Origin of the sequence: Mesorhizobium sp. B2-5-4 (assembly GCF_006441095.1) — a bacterium.
Taxonomy (GTDB): Bacteria; Pseudomonadota; Alphaproteobacteria; order Rhizobiales; family Rhizobiaceae; genus Mesorhizobium; species Mesorhizobium salmacidum.
The window spans coordinates 261,652-284,052 of the sequence record NZ_VFUR01000007.1 but is presented as its reverse complement, the minus strand read 5'-3'; the positions used below and the strand labels follow the sequence as shown (position 1 = coordinate 284,052).

Annotated in this window: 23 protein-coding genes and 1 pseudogene; 17 read left to right on the top strand and 7 right to left on the bottom strand. The window is 62.6% G+C overall.

Features of this window, described 5'->3' with window-relative positions; all coding sequences use genetic code 11:
• Positions 1 to 473, bottom strand: a 473-nt coding sequence (locus tag FJ492_RS11925) for a helix-turn-helix domain-containing protein (RefSeq protein WP_140769974.1), incomplete at its 3' end; no start/stop codon positions are given.
• 230 nt (positions 474 to 703) lie between these two features.
• Here FJ492_RS11925 and FJ492_RS11920 point away from each other — a divergent pair.
• A pseudogene (locus FJ492_RS11920) lies at positions 704 to 904 on the top strand (porin); the annotation flags it as partial.
• 352 nt (positions 905 to 1,256) lie between these two features.
• Positions 1,257 to 2,369 (top strand): pyridoxal phosphate-dependent aminotransferase, encoded by a 1,113-nt coding sequence (locus FJ492_RS11910; RefSeq protein WP_140746720.1) that lies wholly within the window; start codon positions 1,257 to 1,259, stop codon positions 2,367 to 2,369.
• On the opposite strand, the gene FJ492_RS11905 is transcribed toward FJ492_RS11910, so the two are convergent.
• Positions 2,366 to 2,806 carry a MarR family winged helix-turn-helix transcriptional regulator gene (locus tag FJ492_RS11905; protein WP_246676008.1) on the bottom strand — a complete coding sequence of 147 codons (441 nt, stop codon included), beginning with the start codon at positions 2,804 to 2,806 and terminating at the stop codon, positions 2,366 to 2,368. The two genes, FJ492_RS11910 and FJ492_RS11905, sit on opposite strands and share 4 nt — an antisense overlap.
• A gap of 268 nt (positions 2,807 to 3,074) precedes the next feature.
• Between FJ492_RS11905 and FJ492_RS11900 the strand changes: the two genes are divergently transcribed.
• The 7 genes from FJ492_RS11900 to FJ492_RS11870 all read left to right on the top strand — a co-directional run bounded on the left by FJ492_RS11900 (position 3,075) and on the right by FJ492_RS11870 (position 9,980).
• On the top strand, positions 3,075 to 3,359 hold the full coding sequence (locus FJ492_RS11900) for an acylphosphatase (protein ID WP_140769972.1): 285 nt from the start codon (positions 3,075 to 3,077) through the stop codon (positions 3,357 to 3,359).
• Between the two features lie 65 nt (positions 3,360 to 3,424).
• The gene (locus FJ492_RS11895) at positions 3,425 to 4,072 is read left to right on the top strand and encodes a TetR/AcrR family transcriptional regulator (protein ID WP_140746729.1); all 648 of its coding nucleotides are present in this window, start codon (positions 3,425 to 3,427) and stop codon (positions 4,070 to 4,072) included.
• Positions 4,073 to 4,147: 75 nt separating this feature from the next.
• Positions 4,148 to 5,311, top strand: a complete 1,164-nt coding sequence (locus FJ492_RS11890) for an isovaleryl-CoA dehydrogenase (RefSeq protein WP_140769970.1) — start codon at positions 4,148 to 4,150, stop codon at positions 5,309 to 5,311.
• A 1-nt stretch (position 5,312) separates the two neighbouring features.
• Positions 5,313 to 6,920 carry a carboxyl transferase domain-containing protein gene (locus tag FJ492_RS11885; protein WP_140717112.1) on the top strand — a complete coding sequence of 536 codons (1,608 nt, stop codon included), beginning with the start codon at positions 5,313 to 5,315 and terminating at the stop codon, positions 6,918 to 6,920.
• A 2-nt stretch (positions 6,921 to 6,922) separates the two neighbouring features.
• Positions 6,923 to 7,453, top strand: coding sequence for an O-acetyl-ADP-ribose deacetylase (locus FJ492_RS11880; RefSeq protein WP_140717110.1), 531 nt, complete (start codon positions 6,923 to 6,925; stop codon positions 7,451 to 7,453).
• A 198-nt stretch (positions 7,454 to 7,651) separates the two neighbouring features.
• Positions 7,652 to 7,948 (top strand): hypothetical protein, encoded by a 297-nt coding sequence (locus FJ492_RS11875; RefSeq protein ID WP_140506245.1) that lies wholly within the window; start codon positions 7,652 to 7,654, stop codon positions 7,946 to 7,948.
• Between the two features lie 49 nt (positions 7,949 to 7,997).
• Positions 7,998 to 9,980: an acetyl/propionyl/methylcrotonyl-CoA carboxylase subunit alpha gene (locus FJ492_RS11870; protein WP_140769968.1), complete on the top strand. Its 1,983-nt coding sequence runs from the start codon at positions 7,998 to 8,000 to the stop codon at positions 9,978 to 9,980.
• A gap of 75 nt (positions 9,981 to 10,055) precedes the next feature.
• Here the strand turns inward: FJ492_RS11870 and FJ492_RS11865 are convergent, their stop codons facing one another.
• A complete protein-coding gene (locus FJ492_RS11865) occupies positions 10,056 to 11,177 on the bottom strand; it encodes a branched-chain amino acid ABC transporter substrate-binding protein (protein WP_027143910.1) in 1,122 nt (373 codons plus the stop codon).
• Between the two features lie 433 nt (positions 11,178 to 11,610).
• Positions 11,611 to 11,877, bottom strand: coding sequence for a sel1 repeat family protein (locus FJ492_RS11860; protein ID WP_006199745.1), 267 nt, complete (start codon positions 11,875 to 11,877; stop codon positions 11,611 to 11,613).
• Between the two features lie 438 nt (positions 11,878 to 12,315).
• Between FJ492_RS11860 and FJ492_RS11855 the strand changes: the two genes are divergently transcribed.
• The 5 genes from FJ492_RS11855 (at position 12,316) to FJ492_RS11840 (ending at position 15,999) form a co-directional block, all read left to right on the top strand.
• A complete protein-coding gene (locus FJ492_RS11855) occupies positions 12,316 to 12,657 on the top strand; it encodes a DUF2147 domain-containing protein (protein WP_027143911.1) in 342 nt (113 codons plus the stop codon).
• 213 nt (positions 12,658 to 12,870) lie between these two features.
• Positions 12,871 to 13,026: a hypothetical protein gene (locus FJ492_RS28740; protein ID WP_181165876.1), complete on the top strand. Its 156-nt coding sequence runs from the start codon at positions 12,871 to 12,873 to the stop codon at positions 13,024 to 13,026.
• A 41-nt stretch (positions 13,027 to 13,067) separates the two neighbouring features.
• On the top strand, positions 13,068 to 13,262 hold the full coding sequence (locus tag FJ492_RS11850) for a hypothetical protein (protein WP_140717102.1): 195 nt from the start codon (positions 13,068 to 13,070) through the stop codon (positions 13,260 to 13,262).
• A 118-nt stretch (positions 13,263 to 13,380) separates the two neighbouring features.
• A complete protein-coding gene (locus FJ492_RS11845) occupies positions 13,381 to 14,841 on the top strand; it encodes an AMP nucleosidase (RefSeq protein WP_246672913.1) in 1,461 nt (486 codons plus the stop codon).
• A gap of 147 nt (positions 14,842 to 14,988) precedes the next feature.
• Positions 14,989 to 15,999: an endonuclease/exonuclease/phosphatase family protein gene (locus FJ492_RS11840; protein WP_181166639.1), complete on the top strand. Its 1,011-nt coding sequence runs from the start codon at positions 14,989 to 14,991 to the stop codon at positions 15,997 to 15,999.
• 180 nt (positions 16,000 to 16,179) lie between these two features.
• Here FJ492_RS11840 and FJ492_RS11835 read toward each other — a convergent pair whose 3' ends face one another.
• Entirely contained in the window at positions 16,180 to 16,755 is a 576-nt protein-coding gene (locus FJ492_RS11835; protein WP_348641909.1) for a DUF922 domain-containing protein, read from the bottom strand.
• A gap of 125 nt (positions 16,756 to 16,880) precedes the next feature.
• Positions 16,881 to 18,560 (bottom strand): electron transfer flavoprotein-ubiquinone oxidoreductase, encoded by a 1,680-nt coding sequence (locus FJ492_RS11830; protein WP_140717096.1) that lies wholly within the window; start codon positions 18,558 to 18,560, stop codon positions 16,881 to 16,883.
• A 220-nt stretch (positions 18,561 to 18,780) separates the two neighbouring features.
• Between FJ492_RS11830 and FJ492_RS11825 the strand changes: the two genes are divergently transcribed.
• The 3 genes from FJ492_RS11825 (at position 18,781) to FJ492_RS11815 (ending at position 21,253) form a co-directional block, all read left to right on the top strand.
• Positions 18,781 to 19,425, top strand: coding sequence for a hypothetical protein (locus tag FJ492_RS11825; protein WP_140717094.1), 645 nt, complete (start codon positions 18,781 to 18,783; stop codon positions 19,423 to 19,425).
• Between the two features lie 88 nt (positions 19,426 to 19,513).
• A complete protein-coding gene (locus FJ492_RS11820) occupies positions 19,514 to 20,386 on the top strand; it encodes a uracil-DNA glycosylase (protein ID WP_140769966.1) in 873 nt (290 codons plus the stop codon).
• 54 nt (positions 20,387 to 20,440) lie between these two features.
• Positions 20,441 to 21,253, top strand: coding sequence for a helix-turn-helix transcriptional regulator (locus tag FJ492_RS11815; protein ID WP_140769964.1), 813 nt, complete (start codon positions 20,441 to 20,443; stop codon positions 21,251 to 21,253).
• Here the strand turns inward: FJ492_RS11815 and FJ492_RS11810 are convergent, their stop codons facing one another.
• A complete protein-coding gene (locus tag FJ492_RS11810) occupies positions 21,254 to 22,219 on the bottom strand; it encodes a DMT family transporter (protein WP_140769962.1) in 966 nt (321 codons plus the stop codon).
• Positions 22,220 to 22,401: the final 182 nt, after the last annotated feature.

Sequence of the window (22,401 nt, the reverse complement as noted above, 5' to 3'; positions counted from 1 at the left end):
ATCGTCAGCGGATAGCAATAGCGCCGATCGGCGAGCATGAACTCGCCCTTGTAGTCGGCACACCAAAGATCGTTGGGCCGACAGCCGTTGGAAAGCGGTGTTCCCGTCGCCCTGTTGCGCCTTCGCTTGCGGTGCTCGATCATGCCGTGCCGGTCGAGCACGGCGTGCACGGTCGAAATCGCGGGCCGGTGCACATCCGGATATAGCCGGGCCAGCCGCTCGCGTATCTTCGGCGCACCCCAAGTCGGCTTGTCTTGCTTCAGACGCACAATCAGCTTCTCGATTTGAAACGGAAGCTGATTGGCATGGCGGTAGGGCCGGCGCGATCGATCCGTCAGCCCCTCCAAGCCGCTATCATTGTAGCGCGTGAGGATCTTGTAGCCGGTCTTGCGCGAGATATCGAACTCACGGCAAAGCACGGCCATCTTCTCGCCGTCCAGCAGCCGCGCGACGAACTTCAGCCGCTCGTCCATGACGTTACACTCCTTCCAAGGCACCTTGCTCTCCTTGCAAAGGGCCGAAAGTGTAACCCATCTATCCGGAATGAACTGTCACCCATCTCTCGGGAAGGGCATCGCACAGCTCTGTCGATGCCAAGATTTCCAGCAATAACAATTAGATAATTTGACGCTGCTGGTCCTGGCGATTCCGGCTATCGCTCTGCCAGCCGCCAATTCGTTCGATTCTGACTGGAGGTCAGAAAATGAACATCACGAGCCTTCTTCTCGGCTCCGCTGCGGCCCTGATCGCAGTTTCCGGTGCGCGCGCCGCCGACGCCGTCGTCGTCGCCGAGCCGGAACCCGCTGAATACGTCAAGATTTGCGACGTCTATGGCGCTGGCTACTTCTACATCCCCGGCACCGAAACCTGCCTGCGCATCGGCGGCTACGTCCGCTATGACATCTAAAGAGCGAGGGGGTGGTTTGGCGTGCGCGACAGAACTTGAAGGCACAGGTCCTGAGCCTCGTTGAGGCGTTTGGCTTGCTGGAGGGCATATGCCTGTTTCCAGCAGCGCCTCGTCGGCCTGTGTACGTGAGAGCGAATTTGCCGTCTGCGGATTGGCTTGCGGCGATCTTGGCTTCGGCGTGGGGCCAGGCTTGACGTGCTTGGACCAGGCGGGCGGGAGATGATTGTTCATAGAGTCTCGCTATCAAAAAGAGGCGAAGGAATCCAGGGTCGCGGGTGCGGACGTGGCGACCTTGCGCCAACCATCCGGTCACGCTAGCAAGAAGGCTCCTTCCAAGCGAGCTTTCGACATGCCAACGCGCCCTGCCCTCTCGCCGCTCATCGCCGCACTCCCGTCGACGGTGCCGTTTGTCGGCCCCGAAGCGCAGGAACGAGAGCGCGGGCGCGCTTTCCGTGCCCGCATCGGTGCCAATGAAAGCAGCTTTGGCCCCTCGCCGCGCGTCATCGCCCGCATGGAGAGTGTCGCGCGCGACCAGTGGATGTATTGTGACCCGGACAATTACGACCTGAAAGTCGCGGCGGCCGCTCATCACAATGTGGCGGTCGAGAACGTCGTTGTCGGCGAAGGCATCGACGGCCTGCTCAGCCTGGTGGCCCGCATGTATGTGGCGCCTGGTGATGCGGTGGTCACCTCGCTCGGCGCCTATCCGACCTTCAACTTCCACATTGCCGGTGTCGGCGGCCGGCTGGTGACCGTCCGTTACGAGAACGATCGCGAAAACCTGGACGGTCTGCTCGCGGCGGTCGTCAGGGAGAAGGCGCCACTGGTCTATCTGTCCAACCCGGACAATCCGATGGGCAGCTGGTGGGAAGCCGACGAGGTCATCGGCTTCATACAAGCCTTGCCGGAAAGCACCATGCTGGTGCTCGACGAGGCCTATGGCGAACTGGGGCCGGCCTCGGCCCTGCCGCCGATCAACATCTCGCGGCCAAACGTCATCCGCATGCGAACCTTTTCGAAGGCCTACGGACTTGCCGGCATACGGTGCGGCTATGCGTTGGCCGAGACGCAAGTGATCAGCGACTTCGAGAAGATCCGCAACCACTACGGCGTCAGCCGCATGGCGCAGATCGCCGGCGTCGAGGCGCTCGCCGATCAGGTCTATCTCGAGACGGTGGTGGCCCGGGTGGCCGCCGGACGGCGGCGCATCGCTGATATTGCCGAACAGAATGGGTTGAAGCCGCTCGCCTCGGCGACCAATTTCGTCACCATCGACTGCGGCCATGACGGTGCTTTCGCTCTGAAAGTGCTGCAGGGATTGTTGTCGCGCGACGTCTTCATCCGCAAGCCGATGGCGCCAGGGCTCGACCGCTGCATCCGCGTCAGTGTCGGTCTCGACCACGAACTGGATATCTTCGCCGAGGAATTGCCCGGCGCATTGGCAGCGGCGCGCGGAAACTAGGGCGCTTCGCGGTGCTCGGGAGGCATCGCTGCGCCGAGCAGATGGCTGACACGCGTCAGCATATCAGACAACTCCGCGGCTTCCCTGTCATTCAGCCCCGCGGTCAGGCGGGCAAGATCACAATCCGTGGCCGCATGAAGTGCGGCAAGCGCGGCCTGGCCGCGCGCAGTGAGCGATAGGACGCGCGGCCGCAAAGGTGCGGGACCGGTGCACATTTCAGTCAGGCCGGCGGCAGAGAATTTGCGAAGAATTCTCGCGACATAGGCAGGATCCACCTGGAGGTCCCGGGCGACCGCGGAGGCCACCGGTTCGACATCGAGCCGAAACGCTCGCGACAGAAAACCTGTCTTGCCGCCGGGATTGGTGGCGCTATGGCGAGGGCGGTGGCCGATCTCGAACAGCACCCGCGCCTCGGTCAGGGTATAGGCGCTGTGCATCAATGTCTCGTGAGCAACCCGATCAGGCCGGTGTAGAACCGGTTGAAGTGGCGGATATCGCGGACCAAGCCATTCCGATCGCGCATGCCAGGTGCCTCCCGTGAAATTACCAGGCCATAGAGACGATCGCTATCAAATTGACTTAGTCAATCATTTACTAGATCGAGTCATCCATTTTCCGCAAAGAATCCAGGTTCTCGATTGAATAGACCTCAAGCCAGTTGCCTTCGTTCGGCGCTGCGCCACACTCTATGCAAGGGAGCGAGCCATGAAAGACCGGAAAAGGGCAGTGCAGGCGCGCATATATGGCAAGGTCCAAGGCGTCGGCTACAGGATCTGGGCGCGAGGCGAAGCGACAAGGCTCGAGCTGCTGGGCTGGGTGCGCAACGAAAGAGACGGCTCGGTTACGGCATGGCTTACCGGCGCCGACGCGGCTGTCGCGGCCATGATCGAACGGCTTCGGCAAGGCCCGCCCGGCGCTGCTGTCTCGCGGATCGAGCTGGACGAGCTGGAGACCTGGACCACGCCTGGAGATTTCAAGATCATGACGTAGACGGATTTCTCCTCCCTTGAATTAATTGAACGTTCGTTTTATTATCTGCCGTCAACGAGGCGATGATGGCACGCACCACAGGATCAGACGGCGAGCGAACCGAAGCGGCAGTCCGCGAGGCGGCGGTCAACCTGATTGCGCGCTATGGCTATGAAGCGATGTCGATGCGCCAATTGGCCGCCGAGGTCGGCGTGCAGGCAGCCGCGCTCTACCGCTATTTCCCGACCAAGGAAGACCTGCTGTTCACGCTGATGCGCGACCATATGCAAGGGCTTCGCGAAGCGTGGGAGCACTCCAGGCCGGCCGGCGCGGATCCGGCTCGGCAGCTTGCCGCCTATGTGCGCAACCACATCGCCTTTCATATCGGGCGCCGCCACGCCACGCATGTATCGAACATGGAATTGCGCAGCCTGTCGCCCGACAGGCTGACACAGATCCTGCGCATGCGCACGGCCTACGAAAAGGAACTGCGTTCGATCCTGCGCGATGGCGCCGAGGCTGGTATTTTCAGCATCGAGGACACCGGCCTGACGGCCATGGCGCTGATCCAGATGATGACCGGCGTCATCGTTTGGTTCCGGCCGGGCGAGCGATTGTCCATCGCCGAGGTAACGGAGACATACCTTTCGATGACAATGCGCCTAGTCGGCGCGAGGATGGCTACCGATACTACAGCGCCGCGCGTCCCTTCGGATGCGCAAAGTATGCTGTAGCACTTTAATTTCGCGCATGATCCTTGCCGAAAGACGAAGTCGATTTTCGGGGGGTCATGCTGCAGGAGGAATGGCATGTACACGAACACGCTCAGCTTCGGGCATGACGAGGACGTCGAGGCCCTGCGCGACCTGGTCCGGCGTTTCGCGCAGGACAGGATCGCGCCGATCGCCGCCGACATCGACCGGGAGAACGAATTCCCGGCGCATCTGTGGCGAGAACTCGGCGCGCTCGGCCTGCTCGGCATTACCGCCGATCCCGATTTCGGCGGCAGCGGCATGGGCTATCTAGCCCATGTGATCGCGGTCGAGGAAATCTCGCGGGCCTCGGCATCGGTCGGCCTCTCCTATGGCGCCCACTCCAATCTCTGCGTCAACCAGATCAACCGCTGGGCAACGCCGGCACAGAAGGAAAAATACCTGCCGCCGCTATGTTCGGGCGAGCACGTCGGCGCGCTCGCCATGTCGGAGCCCGGCGCCGGCTCCGACGTGGTTTCGCTCAAATTGCGCGCCGAAAAGCGCAATGACGGCTATGTGCTCAACGGCACTAAGATGTGGATCACCAACGGCCCGGACGCCGAAACGCTGGTTGTCTACGCCAAGACCGACCCGGAAAGGGAATCGCGCGGCATCACCGCCTTCATCGTCGAAAAGGCGATGCCGGGATTTTCGGTGGCGCAGAAACTCGACAAGCTCGGCATGCGGGGATCCAACACCGGCGAACTGGTTTTCTCGGATGTCGAGGTGCCGTTCGACAATGTGCTGCACGAGGAAGGACGCGGCGTCGAGGTGCTGATGTCTGGCCTTGACTATGAACGCACCGTGCTTGCCGGCGGCCCGATCGGCTTGATGGCGGCGTGCCTCGACGTGGCGATCCCCTATGTTCACGAGCGCAAGCAGTTCGGCCAGCCGATTGGGGAATTCCAACTGGTACAAGGCAAGCTTGCCGATATGTATACGGCGCTGAATGCCGCGCGCGCTTACGTCTACGCCGTCGCAGCCGCTTGCGACCGCGGCCAGACCACCCGCAAGGATGCCGCCGGCTGCGTGCTGTTTGCCGCCGAGAGAGCGACGCAGATGGCGCTCGACGCCATTCAACTGCTTGGTGGAAACGGCTATATCAACGACTATCCGACCGGCCGGCTTTTGCGCGACGCCAAGCTGTACGAGATCGGCGCCGGCACCAGCGAAATCCGCCGCTGGCTGATCGGCCGCGAGATCATGGCGGAGGGGGTGTAGCGTGGCTGTCCTCCAGACCCAGATTTCGCCCTCCTCCGAAACCTTCCGCGCCAATGCCGAGCGCATGCGGGCGCTGGTTGCCGACATCGCTGAAAAGGCCGCGGCCGTCGAGCGCGGCGGCTCGGACGAGGCGCGCGAACGCCACGTCGGTCGTGGCAAGCTGCTGCCGCGCGAACGTCTGGCGCAATTGCTGGACACCGGCTCGCCCTTCCTCGAGATCGGCCAGTTCGCGGCGTGGTCCATGTATGGCGAGGAGATCTCGTCGGCCGGCCTGATCGCCGGCATCGGCCGCGTCGAGGGTACCGAGGTGATGGTCGTCGTCAACGACGCCACAGTGAAGGGAGGCACCTATTATCCGCTGACGGTGAAAAAGCATCTGCGCGCGCAGGAGATCGCGCTTCAGAACAATCTGCCTTGCGTCTATCTGGTCGACAGCGGCGGCGCCAATCTGCCAAACCAGGACGAGGTCTTTCCCGACCGCGAGCATTTCGGCCGCATCTTCTACAACCAGGCCAACATGTCGGCTGCCGGCATCCCGCAGATCGCCTGCGTCATGGGTTCCTGCACGGCTGGCGGCGCCTATGTGCCGGCGATGTCGGACGAGACGATCATGGTGCGCAACCAGGCGACCATCTTCCTCGGCGGACCGCCGCTGGTAAAGGCGGCCACCGGCGAGGACGTCAGCGCCGAAGAATTGGGTGGCGCGGATGTTCACACCAAGCTGTCCGGTGTCGCCGATCACTACGCGCTGGACGACGAACACGCGCTTGCCATCTGCCGGCGCATCATCAAGAACCTGAATCGGAACAAGGCTGTAAGCCTGAGCTTACAGAAAGCTCATCCGCCGCTTCACCCGGCAGATGAACTCTACGGCATCGTCCCGACCGATCTGCGCCAGCCCTATGACGTGCGCGAAGTGATCGCGCGCGTTGTCGACGGCTCCGAATTCGATGAATTCAAGCAGAACTACGGCACGACGCTGATCACCGGCTTTGCCCATCTCCACGGCATGCCGGTCGGCATCATCGCCAACAATGGCGTGCTGTTTTCCGAGAGCGCGCTGAAAGGCGCGCACTTCATCGAATTGTGCTGCCAGCGCAAGATCCCGCTGGTTTTCCTGCAGAACATCACCGGCTTCATGGTCGGCAGGAAATACGAGGCGGGCGGCATCGCCAAGGACGGCGCCAAGCTGGTGATGGCGGTGGCGACCGCCAGGGTGCCCAAGGTGACCGTCATCATCGGCGGTTCGTTCGGGGCCGGCAATTACGGCATGTGCGGCCGCGCCTACTCACCTCGCTTCCTGTGGATGTGGCCCAACGCCCGCATCTCGGTGATGGGCGGCGAGCAGGCGGCAGCCGTACTCGCCATGGTCAAGCGCGAGGGCATCGAGCGCAAGGGCGGGGAATGGAGCGCCGAGGAGGAGGCGAAATTCAAGAAGCCGATCCTGATGAAATACGAGCATGAAGGCCATCCGCTCTATTCCTCGGCAAGGCTCTGGGATGACGGCATCATCGATCCGGCCAGGACACGCGAGGTGCTGGCGCTCAGCCTGTCGGCCGCGCTCAACGCCGAGATCGAGGAGACACGCTTCGGCGTGTTCAGGATGTGATGATGAGCGCTATGGGCGACCGGATCAGCGTTCACACCGGCGACATCACCAAGCTGGCGGTCGATGCCATCGTTAATGCTGCCAACTCCTCGCTGCTCGGTGGCGGCGGGGTCGATGGAGCCATTCACCGCGCCGCTGGGCCGGAGCTCGAATTCGAATGTCGCATGCTCAATGGCTGCAAGACCGGCGATGCCAAGATCACCAAGGGTTATAAACTGCCGGCTCGACACATCATCCATACTGTCGGGCCCGTCTGGCAGGGCGGCGGCAAGGGCGAAGCCGAATTGCTGGCCTCCTGTTACCGGCGTTCGCTTGAACTAGCAGTCGCCAATGACTGCCGCTCGGTGGCATTCCCGGCCATTTCGACCGGTGTGTACCACTATCCGAAAGACGAAGCGACCAATGTCGCCGCTACTGAGGTCAATGACTTCATCAAGCAGAACGCACTTCCCGAAACCGTCGTTTTCTGCTGCTTCGACGAAGCCATGACGGAATTATACCGACGTATTCTTGCAACATTGGGTGAAGAATGAACTTTATAAGCCACGCCGCTCATGCGTTCACCAAAACAAGAGCCTCCCCTGCAGATCTGGCCGCGTTGTATAATATTCGTAATTTCTCATCTTGCACTTTTAAACAGGGATGGGGTACAAATGAAACTGAAATACTAACGGAATGTGTCTACTCTAATACTTTCAGCATTACTGCCAACCGCGGCACATGGCGCGAGCGTGGCCGGCTCGCTGGCGGGAAGCGGGGGGGACAAGCGTTTCCCGCCGACTTTGAATGGCGATCCGGAGTCACCATGCACCAGGGCCTACCAGGCCTATGTCGCGGCCACCGGCCATTCCGCCTATGCCACCACGCCGTACTCCAGGGTGGTTTCTCTCCACATTCTCTGCGGCGCGCGACTGAACGCGCCGTCGCAAGAGATGGCAGAGGAACTGGCCATGAAATCCTGCCTGGCCACGCGCGACCACTACAAGGTGACAAACGGCGGCGCCTGCGAGATCGCCGCGTCCAAATAAGCAGGCGCCTGCCGGAATGGCGCCGCCCGACCCTAATCCGGGAGGCTCCATGTTCACGAAAATCCTGATCGCCAATCGGGGCGAGATCGCTTGCCGTGTCATCCGCACAGCGCGCAAGCTCGGCGTGCACACCGTCGCAGTCTATTCGGATGCCGATGCGAGATCCCTGCATGTCGAGATGGCCGACGAGGCGGTCCATATCGGCCCCTCGCCCGTCGGCGAGAGTTATCTGCGCGGTGACAGGATCGTTGCGGCGGCTCTTGCAACGGGCGCGCAGGCCATCCATCCCGGTTACGGATTCCTGTCGGAAAACCCCGATTTCGTCGACCAGGTGGTGACTGCCGGTCTCATTTTCATCGGCCCGTCGGCGGCCTCGATCCGCGCCATGGGGCTGAAGGACGCCGCCAAGCGGCTGATGGAGAAGGCCGGCGTTCCGGTCGTTCCGGGTTATCATGGCGAGGCGCAGGAAATCGTGCTGCTGGCCTCAAAGGCCCGCGAGATCGGCTATCCCGTGCTGATCAAGGCGCGTGCCGGCGGCGGCGGCAAGGGCATGCGGCGCGTCGAGCATCCCGATGACTTTTCCGAGGCGCTGTCCAGCGCCCGGCGCGAGGCCAAGGCCGCCTTCGGCGACGACCGTGTGCTGGTCGAAAAATATGTCGACAAGCCACGGCATATCGAAGTGCAGGTGTTCGGCGACAATTTCGGCGACGCGGTGCATTTCTACGAACGCGACTGCTCGGCGCAACGCCGCCACCAGAAGGTGATCGAGGAGGCCCCCGCCCCCGGCATGACACCGGCTTTGCGCAAGGCGATGACGGAAGCGGCGGTGAAGGCCGCCAAGGCAATCAACTATTCCGGCGCCGGCACCATCGAGTTCATCGTCGACGCCTCGCAAGGCCTCAAGGCCGACCGCTTCTGGTTCATGGAAATGAACACCCGCCTGCAGGTCGAGCATCCAGTCACCGAGATGGTCACCGGCACCGATCTGGTCGAGTGGCAGTTGCGGGTCGCCAGCGGCGAAAAACTGCCGAAGACACAAAGCGAGATCGCGCTTTCTGGCCATGCTTTCGAGGCGCGCATCTATGCCGAGGACGCGGCCAAGGGCTTTCTGCCGGCGACGGGCACGCTGCACCACCTGAAATTCCCGGGCGTTGCCCCAGAAGGAGCCGCGATGCGCATTGAGACTGGCGTGCGGGCTGGCGATGCGATTTCGCCCTATTACGACCCCATGATCGCGAAGCTGGTCGTCCATGCCGGGGACAGACAGGCGGCGCTGGAAGCGCTCCGCACAGCGCTCGCGCAAACCGAGATTGCCGGCTCCACCGTCAACACCGCTTTTCTTGCCGCTCTTACGGCCGATCCGGATTTTGCAGCAGGCGACGTCGATACCGGCCTGATCGGCCGACACCAGGAAGCGCTGACGGCGGTCGCGCCCCCGACCGGCGAAATCATCTCGGCTGCCGTCCTGGCGGCCTCGGGTGCCGGAGCATTGCCGTCGTCGGACGACCCGTGGTCGTCGCTTGCCGGCTATGCGCATTTCCACGGCGTGGTGCGGCGCATGCGGCTGAAGTTCGGCGACGAGCAAATTCAGGCAAAGGTTTCAATGCGGCCGGACGGACGCTTTCGGGTGGCGCTCGATGCGCCTTACGATAGCACCAATTCGCATGATCTTCGCGCCGTTCCCCGCCTCGCCCGCTGGCCCGCCCACATCACGGTGTTCGAAGGCGCTGCCGGATATGCTTTCACCGTGCCGGATCCCCTGGCCAGGAGCGATGAAGCAGCTGCCGCCTCCGGCAGCCTGCGCGCGCCGATGCCGGGTCTCGTCAAGCTTGTGCGCGTGGCGAAAGGCGACGCTGTGATCAAGGGGCAAATTCTGCTGATCCTCGAAGCGATGAAGATGGAGCATACCATCGCCGCCCCGCATGATGGCGTGATCGCCGAGATCGCCGGGGAAGGGGCGCAGGTCACTGACGGGACGGTGCTGGTGCGGTTCGTCGAGGAACAGAGCGCGTCGAACTCAGCCACCAGTTGATAGCAGGAGCGCATCGCGGGCCGCAAACAGAAATGGCCGGGACGAACCCGGCCATTTCCTGGGCTGTCAGAGCGGTTACTGCGCGATCGGCGCGTACTTGCCGTCGTGCCACTGGTTGATGTCGTAGCTGGCATTCTTGAGGTCGCCCTTCTCGTCGAAGGTGACGTCGCCGACAACGGTGCTGATCGGCGTGCCGTTCTTCAACGCTTCGGCAACCTTGGCCGGATCGTCGCCGCCGGCACGCTTGATGCCTTCGGCGAAAGCCTGGACCACGGCGTAGGAGAACAGCGTGAAGCCTTCCGGCACGAAGCCGCCCGCCTTGATCTTCTCGACGGCCGCCTTGGCTTCCGGCTTTGCCTGCGGATCCGACGGGAACACGAACATGGTGCCCTCGCCGGCCGGGCCGGCAACCTGCCAGAACTCCGGCGAGGCGATCGAATCCGGCATGATCAGCTGGAACTTTAGGTTTTGCTCCGCCGACTGACGCAGGATCAGCCCGGCCTCAGGATGGTAGCCGCCGAAATAAACGACATCGGCCTTGAGATCCTTCAGCTTGGTGACAAGCGCCGAATAGTCCTTCTCGCCGGGGTTGATGGCGTCATAGTAGACTTCCTTGAGGCCACCAGTATTCATGGTTGCCCTGACAGCGTCAGCCACGCCCTGACCGTAGGCGCTCTTGTCGTGCAGGATGACGACTTTCTTTCCGGCATACTTCTTGGCGATCCAAGGGCCGATGAAGGCCCCCTGCGCGTCGTCACGCGTATAAAGACGCATGATCGTCGGCCAGCCGGCCTTTGCCGCAGCATCGGTCAGCACCGGGTTCGAGGACGCCGGGCTCATCATCAGCGCACCGGCTTCTGCGTAGACCGCCGAGGCCGGGATGCTCGAACCGGAGCAGGCATGACCGTCGATGAACTTGACGCCGTTGGCAACGATGCGGTTGGCGACCGACACGGCCTGCTTTGGATCGCACTGGTCGTCCTCGATGTCGAGCTTGATCATCGAGCCGTTGACGCCGCCCGCGGCGTTGATGGCATCGGCGGCGGCCTGTGCGCCCTGCTTGAACTGATCGCCGATGGTCGCGAGTTGTCCGGTCATCGGGCCGACCACCGAGACGGTGATGTCGTCGGCGAATGCGACCGGCGCACTCATCATCAGGCCGAAAATGGCCGCGCTCAAAATACTCATTTTTTTCATGACAATAGAACTCCTCCACTCACGCGCGGCCGCTCCGGCCGCGCTTCTTCCAGAGAGGCGGGACAATTTCATCCTTCATCGGACCTGTCTAGGCGCATTGGCGCCACTCGATTGGGCCTGCCAGGCCTCATTCAAGCAAAAAAGCCACGCCAGCCTTGTTCCGGCTGGTCGTGGCTTTTTTGCCTGTCAGGCCGTTTCCCCGGCGCCCCCGCGCTGTGAACCCAACCCACCTACCCTGTCTTCCTGTTGGCCATGATCTTGCCGAGGCCCCGATTCCACTTTCGGGATCATGGTTCGTCGGGCGGCTTGGACCTGTCGGCCTGCCGCATCCTTTTTGTTGTTGGCCTGTGGCCTGGCTGTCTGCGCAGCCTATCCCTGTTGGCCCGACCGTCTTTTCAGCGGTCTTGGCCGGAGCGTTCCCGTCTGGCGGAACTCAGTGCATGGTCATCCATTCGCGGGCTTCGCGCAGCGCCTTGGCGATCTCGACCTTCGACATGGCCGCCGAGAGTTCCGAGCGCAGCTCGGCGGCGCGGACCGAACCCTTGATGGCGGCGATGTTGAACCATTTGTGGGCGGCAACGACGTCGGTCTCGCAATCGCGGCCGGTCGCATACATCATGCCCAGTTCGAAAAGAATGTCGGCCTGGGCAGTTGCCCCCATGGCGCCGAAGCCTGCTTCAAGCATTTCAAAACGTGCCATTTTAGTCCCCTGTCTGGCTCCCGAGAGCTGCCTCCGTTTGTCTTGTCCGGGCCGCTCTTTCGATGCTTTCGAGAATGCCGCGCAGGCTTGAATCCGTCGTTAAATGGCGTGCTTAATTTGAGGAAAACAAAGCTAAAACAAGAGGTAAACACAGAAATTCGTTAACGATACGGGGCCAGCAATTCGGCTGGTTTTCGCCAAATTTGACGAAAATTTTCACGGCCGCAATCAACACTCCGCTAACCACGGGAAACAAACGCGACGAGCCGATCGTTTTCATTTCCGCGCCGACAGAGCGAATTTAGGCGCTTTCAAAATGCCAAAGTCTTCCGTAGCGGCACCGCTTTTGTTTTGACGGAAGCTGGATTAGCTTACGTTTGCGTAAGCGGCAGACCGGCGAGGCGGAGCATCCGGCCGGCTATCCAGAGGGAGGAAGACATGTTTCGAAAAGTGAGCCTGGCCCTGGCGGCCACTTTAATCCTGAGCGGCGCGGCGTGGGCCGATCCGATAGAGGGCAACTGGAAAACGCAGGCAGGCGACACGGCGGCCATTTCAGGCGGCGGTTCATTTTCCATCACGCTCAAGTCCGGCAAATATGCCGGCAAGACCATCGGCTCGCTCAAGGCGGCCGGCGACAACAAATATACCGGCAACATCACCGACCCGGCAAACGACAAGACCTATTCGGGCAAGGCGACATTATCGGGCGCCTCGCTCAAGATGAGCGGCTGCGTGCTCGGCGGACTGATCTGCAAGAGCCAGACTTGGCACAAGCTCTGATCGACCATTTCCCAGTGATCTCAAAACGGGGCCCGGCGGGCCCCGTTTTCGTTTTACTGATGCGCTGACTGTCGCACCCGATCGCCGTCCGGGGCCGGCGGCGACCCAGCCAACGTCGCGTCAATCAATTTGAACCGCAGATGAACGCCGGCATCAGAGCCGGTTCAGCGGCGTCAGGGCATTCTCATGCGTGTTGAAGGAGACACAGACCCAATGCTTGCTCGCCGCTTCACCATCGTCTGCCTGCTGATGAGCCTGTTTGGAATGTTCTTCGCCATTCTCGTCGCCGAAGCGGGCCGTTCCCCCCGCTCCTGGGACGAAGCCTCCAGGCTCTGCCATCTCGCCTGCCCGACCAACCTTCGCCACTGAAACCAAATAGCCCGGACCTCGAAAAGAAAAGCGCAGACATCATGAACCGCATCGCCGCCAACACTCTCAAGACCCTCCGGCTCCTGCCGCGGGCGGCGCTTATCCTGATGGTTCTGGCCGCCCCGGTCCTGGCGGTACCGATGATGCGCGCCGATGCCGGCTCGACGATCGAGGCGCCGGCGCTCAGAAAGTCTGGCGTCGGGTTCGTTCTGCTGGTCAGCCTGCAGCGGGGTTGAAGAAAAAAGGGGCGCTTTGGGCGCCTTCGGCGGCGACACCCCTCCCAACCGGCCGCCCAAGTCTCTATATTGGGCCATGGAAAAGCGAATCTATCCCCAAGCCATCGAATCTGTCGTCATGCCCGAGCCTTTTGGCCGGCAGAGCTTCGACAACGCCGAAAAGGCCGTTGCCGCGCTGCAGGTGCTCTACGACCGCAACACCAAGTTCCTGCGCGATTCCTTCGCGGCCCTTGCCGCCGGCGGCGACAGCAGCAAGCGCTACCGGGCCTTCTACCCCGAGATTGGCGTCACCACGAGTTCGTTCACCCAGGTCGACTCTCGCCAGGCCTATGGCCACATGCCGACGCCCGGTCATTTCGCCACCACGGTTACCCAGCCGGACCTGTTCGAGACCTACCTCATCGAGCAGCTTCGGCTGATCATGCGCAATCACGGCGTGTCGGTGACCGTCTCGGAATCGACCACGCCGATCCCGCTGCATTTCGCTTTCCTGGAAGGCACCTATGTCGACGGCGCTGATGCCGAACGTATCAAGCGGCCGATCCGCGACCTGTTCGACGTGCCGGATCTCGACGGCACCGACGATCAGATCGCCAACGGTACGTTCGAGGTCGCCTTCGGCGAGCCCCGGCCGCTGGCGCCGTTCACGGCGCAGCGCATCGACTATTCACTGCACCGCATGACGCACTACACTGCAACCAGCCCGCAGCATTTCCAGAATTTCGTGCTGTTCACCAACTATCAGTTCTATATCGACGAGTTCGTCGCCCGCGCCCGCGACCTGATGGAAAACGGTGGTGAAGGCTACACGGAATTTGTCGAACCTGGCAACGTTATCACCCGGTCCGGGCAGAGCGCTCCCAGTGAAGGCGTAGCGCCACAGCGCCTGCCGCAGATGCCGGCCTACCATCTGAAGAAGCCGAACCATGGTGGCATCACCATGGTCAATATTGGCGTGGGTCCTTCCAACGCCAAGACCATTACCGACCATATCGCCGTGCTTCGGCCACATGCCTGGGTGATGCTTGGTCACTGCGCCGGGCTGCGCAACACCCAGGCGCTGGGCGATTATGTGCTCGCGCATGCCTATGTGCGCGAAGACCACGTGCTGGACGACGATCTGCCGGTGTGGGTGCCGATCCCGCCGTTGGCCGAGATCCAGGTTGCGCTACAGGAAGCAGTAGCCGAGGTCACCGGCCTGTCGGGTTATGATCTGAAGCGCATCATGCGCACGGGCACCGTCGCCACCATCGACAACCGAAACTGGGAACTGCGCGACCAGCGCGGACCGGTGCAGCGCCTGTCGCAGTCGCGCGCTATCGCCCTCGATATGGAATCGGCGACGATCGCCGCCAATGGCTTCCGCTTCCGCGTCCCCTACGGCACGCTGCTGTGCGTTTCCGACAAGCCGCTGCATGGCGAGTTGAAATTGCCTGGCATGGCGACAGAGTTCTACAAACGCCAGGTGGCGCAACACCTGACCATCGGCATCAGGGCGATGGAAAAGCTGGCCGAGATGCCGATGGAGCGGCTGCATTCGCGCAAGCTCCGGAGCTTTTCGGAGACAGCATTCCAGTAGGCGGTCGCTTGAAGGCTCGGCGAGGCAATTCGTCGTCTTGCTCGGCCGCAATTTGGCCGATAAGCAAATCGAACTGATCGACAGGCGGCATTCAGCGGACACGACCTCGCAGACAAGACCTCAATGACAACAGGCGCGCGCTTGAACATGATGGCTGGGCTGGCATTCCTGGCGATGACGGCATTGTCGGCCGCTTTGTTGGCAGGGTTTTTCGGCGCGTTGCACCCCGCTTTCGATTCCTTCTCGCATTTTCGCATTCACCTCAGCGTGCTGATGGCGCTTTTGGCGCTGCCGCTGCTTGCAAGTTCCTACCGGCTGCAAGCGGCCGCGGCACTGCTCTTCGCGGTCGCCTGCCTGGTCACGACAGCAAGCGCATTGCCAAGGCTGTGGCCGCAGCCGGCGGTTGCCAAGCCCGCCGACCAGATCGTCTACAGCCTGCTGCAGATGAACCTTCGCTTCAACAATCCAACGCCGAAGAAAGTGCTCTCACTGATCGGCCGCACCAATCCGGACGTGATCACGCTCGACGAGGTGTCGGCGATGTGGACGACCGAGCTTGGCTACATCGCCAGCGCCTATCCCTACCGGATCCTCTGCCCTTACCCGAACCGCATGTTCGGCGTTGCGCTGCTGTCGCGCCGGCCGTTTGTCGCCGACACCGCGCCGCGTTGCGAGCCGCGCGGCGCGATGGCGACCGCCACCATCGACTTTGGCGGGAGCGATGTCGATGTCGCCGCGATCCATTTGACCTGGCCCTGGCCGAAGGAGCAATACTGGCAGATTGGCGAACTGGCGCAGCCACTGGCCGAGCTCGGCGAGACAGCGATCCTGGCCGGGGATTGCAACGCCGTGCCTTGGAGTGCCGCGGTGCGGCGGGTCGCGGCTCTCGGCGGGCTGACACTCATGCCTTCAGCCGGCCCGACCTGGATTCACCGGACACTGCCCGATTTCCTGCGCCGCTATGCAGGCCTGCCGATCGACCAGGTGTTCAGCAAGGGCGGGCTGACCATCCTGTCTTCGACGCGGCTGGAGGATACCGGCTCCGACCATCTGCCGGTGCTGGTCGAGTTCTCCGTCCGCACGGGCGACAAGCAACCGCATGACGAGCACGAGAGCGCGCTCGCGGCACACGATCTCCAAGGTAAGCCGCGCGGCTGATGCTTCGCCGTCCCAAGACGGGGCACCATCGCGAATGGGCAAGCGCGGTTCAGTGTTGTTAGAATCACCGAACCGCTCTAACTCTTTATTTCGACATTTCGACGCACTTCCCAAGGAAAGCGCTGCGCGCTTTGCCCGGGAAAACCGCCACGCACTTTGCTCTAGACGCCAACGACGCCTTCAAGGTCTGGTCAGCGCGTCGACCAGGTGCTCGACATGGCCGCCATCACGATGCTCGCGCGCATCGAACGCATTCTGCCTGGCTTCGTATTCGGCATAGATGGCGTTGATCCGCCGCCTCGCTTCGACGTGCGTGCCCGCACAGAACCAGTTGTCGGGACGCTTCAGCCCGACAAGCGCGGTTTCGGTGGCCCGCATCATCCGCGCCGCAATGCGGCCGTGCGTATGCTCATGCTTGCGCACGCCGGCCATGAACCGGTCCCAGCGCTTGCGCAGGCCTGGATCTGTTGGCGAGAGCCGCCGTGGGAAAGTGTAGGTCACGTCGAGCGTCCCGTTGGCCTGGCGCAGGCGACAGGTCCCATCCTGACGGGCGACATCGAGATCCCAGTGCGTGGTGTAGCCGGTTTCGGCGATGGCGCGCGCCATATAGCCGTGCTTGGGCCCCAATCGGTCCATCGCCTCGACAAGGGCGGCGCCGGTCCTGCCGGCAACGTCATAGCTGCGGATATGCACGGTGAGCTTTGTGTCGGCCGAAGCAGCCGATGCGCAGACCAGCATGCCGGCTGCGGCGATCATAGTCAGATTCCTCGGGCGCATGTCCGCCTCCTCTCCGGAAGCCATGAGACCATACTCCGAGCGGCGCTTCAACGGGCTTGGTTGAAACGGCCGCCCCTGCGGCGACAGACGAGGTCCGCCGCCGCTCACATACCCTGGTAGACCGGTCCTTCACCGCCCTGCGGCGGCACCCAGTTGATGTTCTGGTTCGGGTCCTTGATGTCGCAGGTCTTGCAGTGGACGCAGTTCTGCGCATTGATGACGAAGCGCACGTCCTTGGCTTGCGGATCGGCGGCGGCGTTGCCATCCTTGTCCACCCACTCATAGACGCCCGCCGGACAATAGCGCGTGGAAGGTCCGGCAAAGACATCGTGCTCGGACCGTTGCTGCAGCGCCATGTCGCCGACGATGAGGTGCACCGGCTCGTTTTCCTCGTGATTGGTATTGGACAGGAACACCGAGGAGAGACGGTCGAAGGTGAGCACGCCATCCGGCTTCGGATAAGCGATCTTCTTGTGCTGGGCGGCAGGCTCGAGCGTGGCATAGTCGGCCTTGCCATGCTTCAGCGTGCCGAAGGGCGAGACGCCGAACAGCGTGTTCAGCCACATATCGAGGCCGCCGAGGCTGACGCCTATGACAGTGCCGAAGCGCGACCATAGCGGCTTGACGTTGCGCACCTTCTTCAGGTCCTTGCCGATGTCGGTCGCGCGCCAGGCTTCTTCGTAGGCGGAAAGCTCGTCATTGGCACGGCCGGCGCCGATCGCCTCGGCGACATGATCGGCCGCCAGCATGCCGGACAGCACGGCATTATGGGAACCCTTGATGCGCGGCACATTGACGAAGCCCGCCGCGCATCCGATCAGCGCGCCGCCCGGGAACGACAGTTTCGGCACCGACTGCCAACCACCTTCCGTTATGGCGCGCGCACCGTAGCCCAGGCGCTTGGCGCCCTCGAATGTGCCTGCGATCGCCGGATGGGTCTTGAAGCGCTGGAATTCCTCGAAGGGCGACAGATAAGGGTTCTTGTAGTTGAGGTGGAGGACGAAGCCGACAGCCACCTGGTTGTCCTCCAGATGATAGAGGAACGAACCGCCGCCGGTCTTCATGTCGAGCGGCCAGCCGAAGGAATGCTGCACCAGACCGGGCCGATGGTTCTCCGGCTTGACCTGCCAGAGTTCCTTGAGGCCGATGCCGTATTTGCCCGGCTCGCGGCCATCGGAGAGTTTGTATCTGGCGATCAACTGCTTGGCGAGCGAACCGCGCGCGCCCTCGCCGATCAGCACATACCTGCCCATCAGCGCCATGCCCGGCGCGAAGCCCGGACCGTGCGTGCCATCCTTCTCGACGCCCATGTCTCCGGTAACGACGCCGGTGACGGCACCTTCTTCATTGTAGAGCAGGCCGGTCGCGGCAAAGCCTGGATAGATCTCGACGCCAAGCGCCTCGGCCTTGCCGGCCAGCCAACGGCAGACGTTCCCCAGCGAGACGATATAGTTGCCGTGGTTGTTCATCAGCGGCGGCATGAGGATGTTGGGTAGGCGGAACGAGCCGGCGGGGCCGAGCACCAGGAAATGGTCCGCCGTGACCGGCGTCTTGAAGGGATGACCATCCTCCTCGCGCCAGCCGGGCAACAGCCGGTCGATGCCGATCGGATCGACGACGGCACCCGATAGGATATGGGCGCCGACCTCGCCGCCCTTTTCCAGCACGACGACCGAGAGCTCGGGATTGACCTGCTTGAGGCGGATGGCCGCGGCAAGGCCGGCCGGTCCGGCACCGACGATGACCACGTCGAATTCCATGCTTTCGCGTTCGATATCGCTCATCAACCCCTCCGCACTGGCTTGCCGCCGTTGGCGTATCTTGCTGGCTCTTGCGCTGCATAGCGCATCATTTGGCGACAGGAAACCGGCGCATACGTGACAATGCGGATTTGGCCAAAAAGTCGCGCATTCCGCGGCAGGCAAGCCGCTTCCGCGCGGCGCGACCCGCCAAACTTGCGTTTTTTATTGTTCGACGGCTTGCTTATCGGCCATACTTCCCGCCATGCGCATTCCCGGGCCAGGCGGCTTCTCTTCGACGCGCTTTCCATCAACGCCCGGCCGGGCCTGCCGGGCGATTACTTTGGCCCTTCTGGCTTTGGCGCCGGATCATGCCGTCGCCGATGAAGTGAAGGTCTGGTCGACAGGCGCGTACTCATTCTCCGACGAGCTTGGCGGTTTCCGCATCACCGGGGCCTCCGGCATCGGAACCAAGGACGATCCGCTTGTTATCACCGAAGAGCTGAATTCGGCGACACCTGTGACGCTGACCATCCGCACCACAAAGCCGATCCAGACATTCGGCAAGGCGGGGGAGTTCGCCAACGGCATCATGTATATGCGCATAGACGTGCTCAACAACAGCGGCCAGGGCTGGATTGAATTCCAGTTCGAGCTGCAGGAAATACTGGACCAGCCAAGCGTGTTCGGAGACGGGCTTTCGTTCGACCAGCGCAACAAGACACCTGACAATATCTGGTCGAGCAATTTCGCCGATTTCGATCGCGAGTTCGAACCCTATGATCGGCTGCTGTTCAAGAACGGCAAGGTCGATCCGCTGAAGATCGCCCGCTTCGAATTCCTGATGACCGACTACACGCCGCGATGGACCTTCTATCTCGTGCAGGATCCACGCATACCCACTGGCTAGACCGCGACGTCTCCTTGGCAGCGGGATTGGCTGCCGCCACGGCCTTCCCGAGGTTGCAAATTGGCGCCGCCCGGACGATGGTGCGGCCATGACTGCCGCCTCTCCCAACCATCCGGTCGATTTCGCCGATCTGCTCGCCTTCTATGCCAGCGCGGGTGTTGACGAGGCTTTGGAGGATGCGCCGGTAAACCGGTTCGCGGAGGCCGCGCCGAAGCCGGCGCAGCGCATGCCGACGGCGACGCCACGCGAAAGCAGCGCACCAGAGCAGCCGCCCGCGGCTCCGCCGCGGCTCGATGGGCGCGCCGTGCCGGATGCTCCGGCCCCGCGCCCGTCGACCTCGGCCGTGCCCGACGAGGCGCAGGCGGCGCTGGCGCGCCAACTGGCGAACGCGGCGGCATCCCTGGACGAGCTGCGCCAGCACATGGCCGCTTTCGAGGGCTGCAATCTCAAGGCCACCGCCAAGAACCTGGTATTCGCCGACGGCAACCCGCAAGCCGCTGTCATGCTGGTCGGTGAAGCCCCCGGCCGCGACGAGGACATTGAAGGATTGCCCTTCGTCGGCCGCTCGGGCCGCCTGCTCGACCGCATGCTGGCCGCGATCGGGCTCGACCGAGGCTCGGTCTACATCGCCAATGTCATTCCCTGGCGGCCGCCTGGCAACCGCACGCCGACGCCGCACGAGACCGAGATCTGCCGACCGTTCATCGAGCGTCAGATCGAGCTGGTCAGTCCCAAGGTGCTGATCAATCTCGGCGGTCCGTCGGCCAAGACCTTGCTCAACACCTCGGAAGGAATCCTGCGGCTGCGCGGCAACTGGCGCGTCCACACCACGGCGTCCGGCATTGCTATTCCGGCCATGCCGACATTGCACCCGGCCTATCTCTTGCGGACGCCCGCACACAAGAAGCTCGCGTGGCGGGATTTTCTCGAGGTGAAGGCGAAGCTGCGGGCGCTCTCCTAGCGATGACCTCGCAGGTAATTGAAATGCTTTGGCCCGAGGCTTAACCATCCTCCCATGACAACGCCTCAAACCTCCGCCGGCAGTCTCATCCGCGAATGGCGCACGCGGCGCCGCATGAGCCAGCTCGACCTCGCCATGGAAGCCGAAATTTCGCAGCGGCATCTCTCTTTCGTCGAAAGCGGTCGCGCCGCACCCTCGCGCGACATGGTGCTGCATCTGGCCGAGCAGCTTGCGATCCCACTGCGGCAACGCAATCAATTGCTGCTGGCCGCGGGCTTCGCGCCGAGCTTCAGCGAACGGCCGCTCACCGATAGGACGCTGGCGCCGGCAATGGCGGCGGTCGAGATGGTGCTCAAGGGGCATGAGCCGTTTCCGGCATTGGCGGTGGACCGGCATTGGAACCTGGTTAAGGCCAACGCGGCAATCGGGCCATTCCTGGCCGATGTTTCCGAGCCCTCATTGCTCCAGCCACCCGTCAATGTGCTGCGGCTCAGCCTGCACCCAGGTGGTGTCGCGCCGCGTATCGTGAATCTCCAGGAATGGCGCATCCACCTGCTCGAACGGCTGAAGCAACAGAACGATGCCGCCAGCGACCCGGAGCTGATCGCATTGGAGCAAGAGCTTCGCGGCTACCCCTCCGGCCTGAAGAGCAGCCGGCCGGCGCCGATCGAGCCGAATGCCATCGTGCACCCGCTCAGGCTTGCCCATGGCGACATGGTGCTTTCCTTCATCAGCACCATTACCGTGTTCGGCACACCGCTGGATGTGACGCTTTCTGAACTGGCGATCGAGTCGTTCTTCCCGGCCGACGAACAGACAAGAGCGGTGTTGGTGCGGTTGGCGAAAGAGCGGACGGAACGGTCGTGATCATCCCTGCGGCAGGGCCGCCTTGCGGGTGCGGGTGCGCTCCAGACCCAGTTGCCGTTCGCGCCAGATGATGAAGATGCCGGCGGCCACCACGATCACACCACCGACCAGCGTGCCGGACGAGGTCACGTCGCCGAAAACGAAATAGCCGACGACGACGCCAAGGATCATCGAAGTGTATTCGAAAGGCGCCACGACCGAGGCTTCGGCATGGCGATAGGCCGCGGTCATCAGAATCTGGCCGAGGCCGCCACAAAAGCCAGCCATGATGAGCAGTGCTGCTTGCGCCGGCGTCAGCGATTGCCAGCCGAAGGGCAGCGTCAGCAGCGAGAGCACGCTCGCCGTTGACGAGAACCACAGCACGATGGTGGCCGTCTTCTCTGTCTGCACGAGATTGCGCACGAGCAACATGGCGACAGCCGAGATTGCCGCGGCCGCCAGCGCGGCCATGACGCCCAGGACCTCCTGGTCGTCCAGCCCTTGATCCGAATTGAGCAGCGTCAGTTCCGGCCAGGAAATGATGAGCACGCCGATGAGGCCGATCGCGACGGCAGTCCAGCGATAAACACGGATCGTCTCGCCAAGGAACACCGAGGAGAACACCACGACCAGCAGCGGCTGTGCATAGTTCAGGGTGATCGCCTCCGGCAACGGCAACCTGGTGAGCGCGAAAAAGCCGAGCCCCATGGCACCGACGCCGACGACGCCACGCGCGACGTGGTTGAAGGGACGTTTCGTGACGAACGCCGTGGCCAGATGTCCTTTCAATGCCAGGAAGGCAATGATCGGGAAGATGGCGAAGAAGGAACGGAAGAAGACGATCTGCCCGGCAGGCACGTCGCCCGCCGCCTTGATACAGGTTTGCATGCCGACAAAAACCGCCACGGAGACGATCTTCAGCACGATGCCCCTGAGCGTACCGTGGCCGCCGGTGGTTTCTGGTTGCGCCTCCGCCCCGGATGTCACTTTGGCAATGCGTCTCTGCCCGCCGCCGAGGGCACCTTGCGGGTCTCGAAATGGCAGAACGGGAAATTATCGGGGCGCCGAACGAAAGCGCCCATCCCGAATTTCGGTGTGACGGCGGTCATGACTGCCCTCGCTATGATGAAAGGAAGGCCTGAATTAGGCTCTGCCGCAGTTTTGTCGAG

Bases quoted from the DNA above. Each gene is read 5' to 3' on its own strand.
- FJ492_RS11910 (WP_140746720.1), top strand. From the start codon at position 1,257: ATGCCAACGCGCCCTGCCCTCTCGCCGCTCATCGCCGCACTCCCGTCG.
- FJ492_RS11905 (WP_246676008.1), bottom strand. From the start codon at position 2,806: ATGCACAGCGCCTATACCCTGACCGAGGCGCGGGTGCTGTTCGAGATC.
- FJ492_RS11900 (WP_140769972.1), top strand. From the start codon at position 3,075: ATGAAAGACCGGAAAAGGGCAGTGCAGGCGCGCATATATGGCAAGGTC.
- FJ492_RS11895 (WP_140746729.1), top strand. From the start codon at position 3,425: ATGGCACGCACCACAGGATCAGACGGCGAGCGAACCGAAGCGGCAGTC.
- FJ492_RS11890 (WP_140769970.1), top strand. From the start codon at position 4,148: ATGTACACGAACACGCTCAGCTTCGGGCATGACGAGGACGTCGAGGCC.
- FJ492_RS11880 (WP_140717110.1), top strand. From the start codon at position 6,923: ATGAGCGCTATGGGCGACCGGATCAGCGTTCACACCGGCGACATCACC.
- FJ492_RS11870 (WP_140769968.1), top strand. From the start codon at position 7,998: ATGTTCACGAAAATCCTGATCGCCAATCGGGGCGAGATCGCTTGCCGT.
- FJ492_RS11865 (WP_027143910.1), bottom strand. From the start codon at position 11,177: ATGAAAAAAATGAGTATTTTGAGCGCGGCCATTTTCGGCCTGATGATG.
- FJ492_RS11860 (WP_006199745.1), bottom strand. From the start codon at position 11,877: ATGGCACGTTTTGAAATGCTTGAAGCAGGCTTCGGCGCCATGGGGGCA.
- FJ492_RS11855 (WP_027143911.1), top strand. From the start codon at position 12,316: ATGTTTCGAAAAGTGAGCCTGGCCCTGGCGGCCACTTTAATCCTGAGC.
- FJ492_RS28740 (WP_181165876.1), top strand. From the start codon at position 12,871: ATGCTTGCTCGCCGCTTCACCATCGTCTGCCTGCTGATGAGCCTGTTT.
- FJ492_RS11850 (WP_140717102.1), top strand. From the start codon at position 13,068: ATGAACCGCATCGCCGCCAACACTCTCAAGACCCTCCGGCTCCTGCCG.
- FJ492_RS11845 (WP_246672913.1), top strand. From the start codon at position 13,381: ATGCCCGAGCCTTTTGGCCGGCAGAGCTTCGACAACGCCGAAAAGGCC.
- FJ492_RS11840 (WP_181166639.1), top strand. From the start codon at position 14,989: ATGATGGCTGGGCTGGCATTCCTGGCGATGACGGCATTGTCGGCCGCT.
- FJ492_RS11835 (WP_348641909.1), bottom strand. From the start codon at position 16,755: ATGATCGCCGCAGCCGGCATGCTGGTCTGCGCATCGGCTGCTTCGGCC.
- FJ492_RS11830 (WP_140717096.1), bottom strand. From the start codon at position 18,560: ATGAGCGATATCGAACGCGAAAGCATGGAATTCGACGTGGTCATCGTC.
- FJ492_RS11825 (WP_140717094.1), top strand. From the start codon at position 18,781: ATGCGCATTCCCGGGCCAGGCGGCTTCTCTTCGACGCGCTTTCCATCA.
- FJ492_RS11820 (WP_140769966.1), top strand. From the start codon at position 19,514: ATGACTGCCGCCTCTCCCAACCATCCGGTCGATTTCGCCGATCTGCTC.
- FJ492_RS11815 (WP_140769964.1), top strand. From the start codon at position 20,441: ATGACAACGCCTCAAACCTCCGCCGGCAGTCTCATCCGCGAATGGCGC.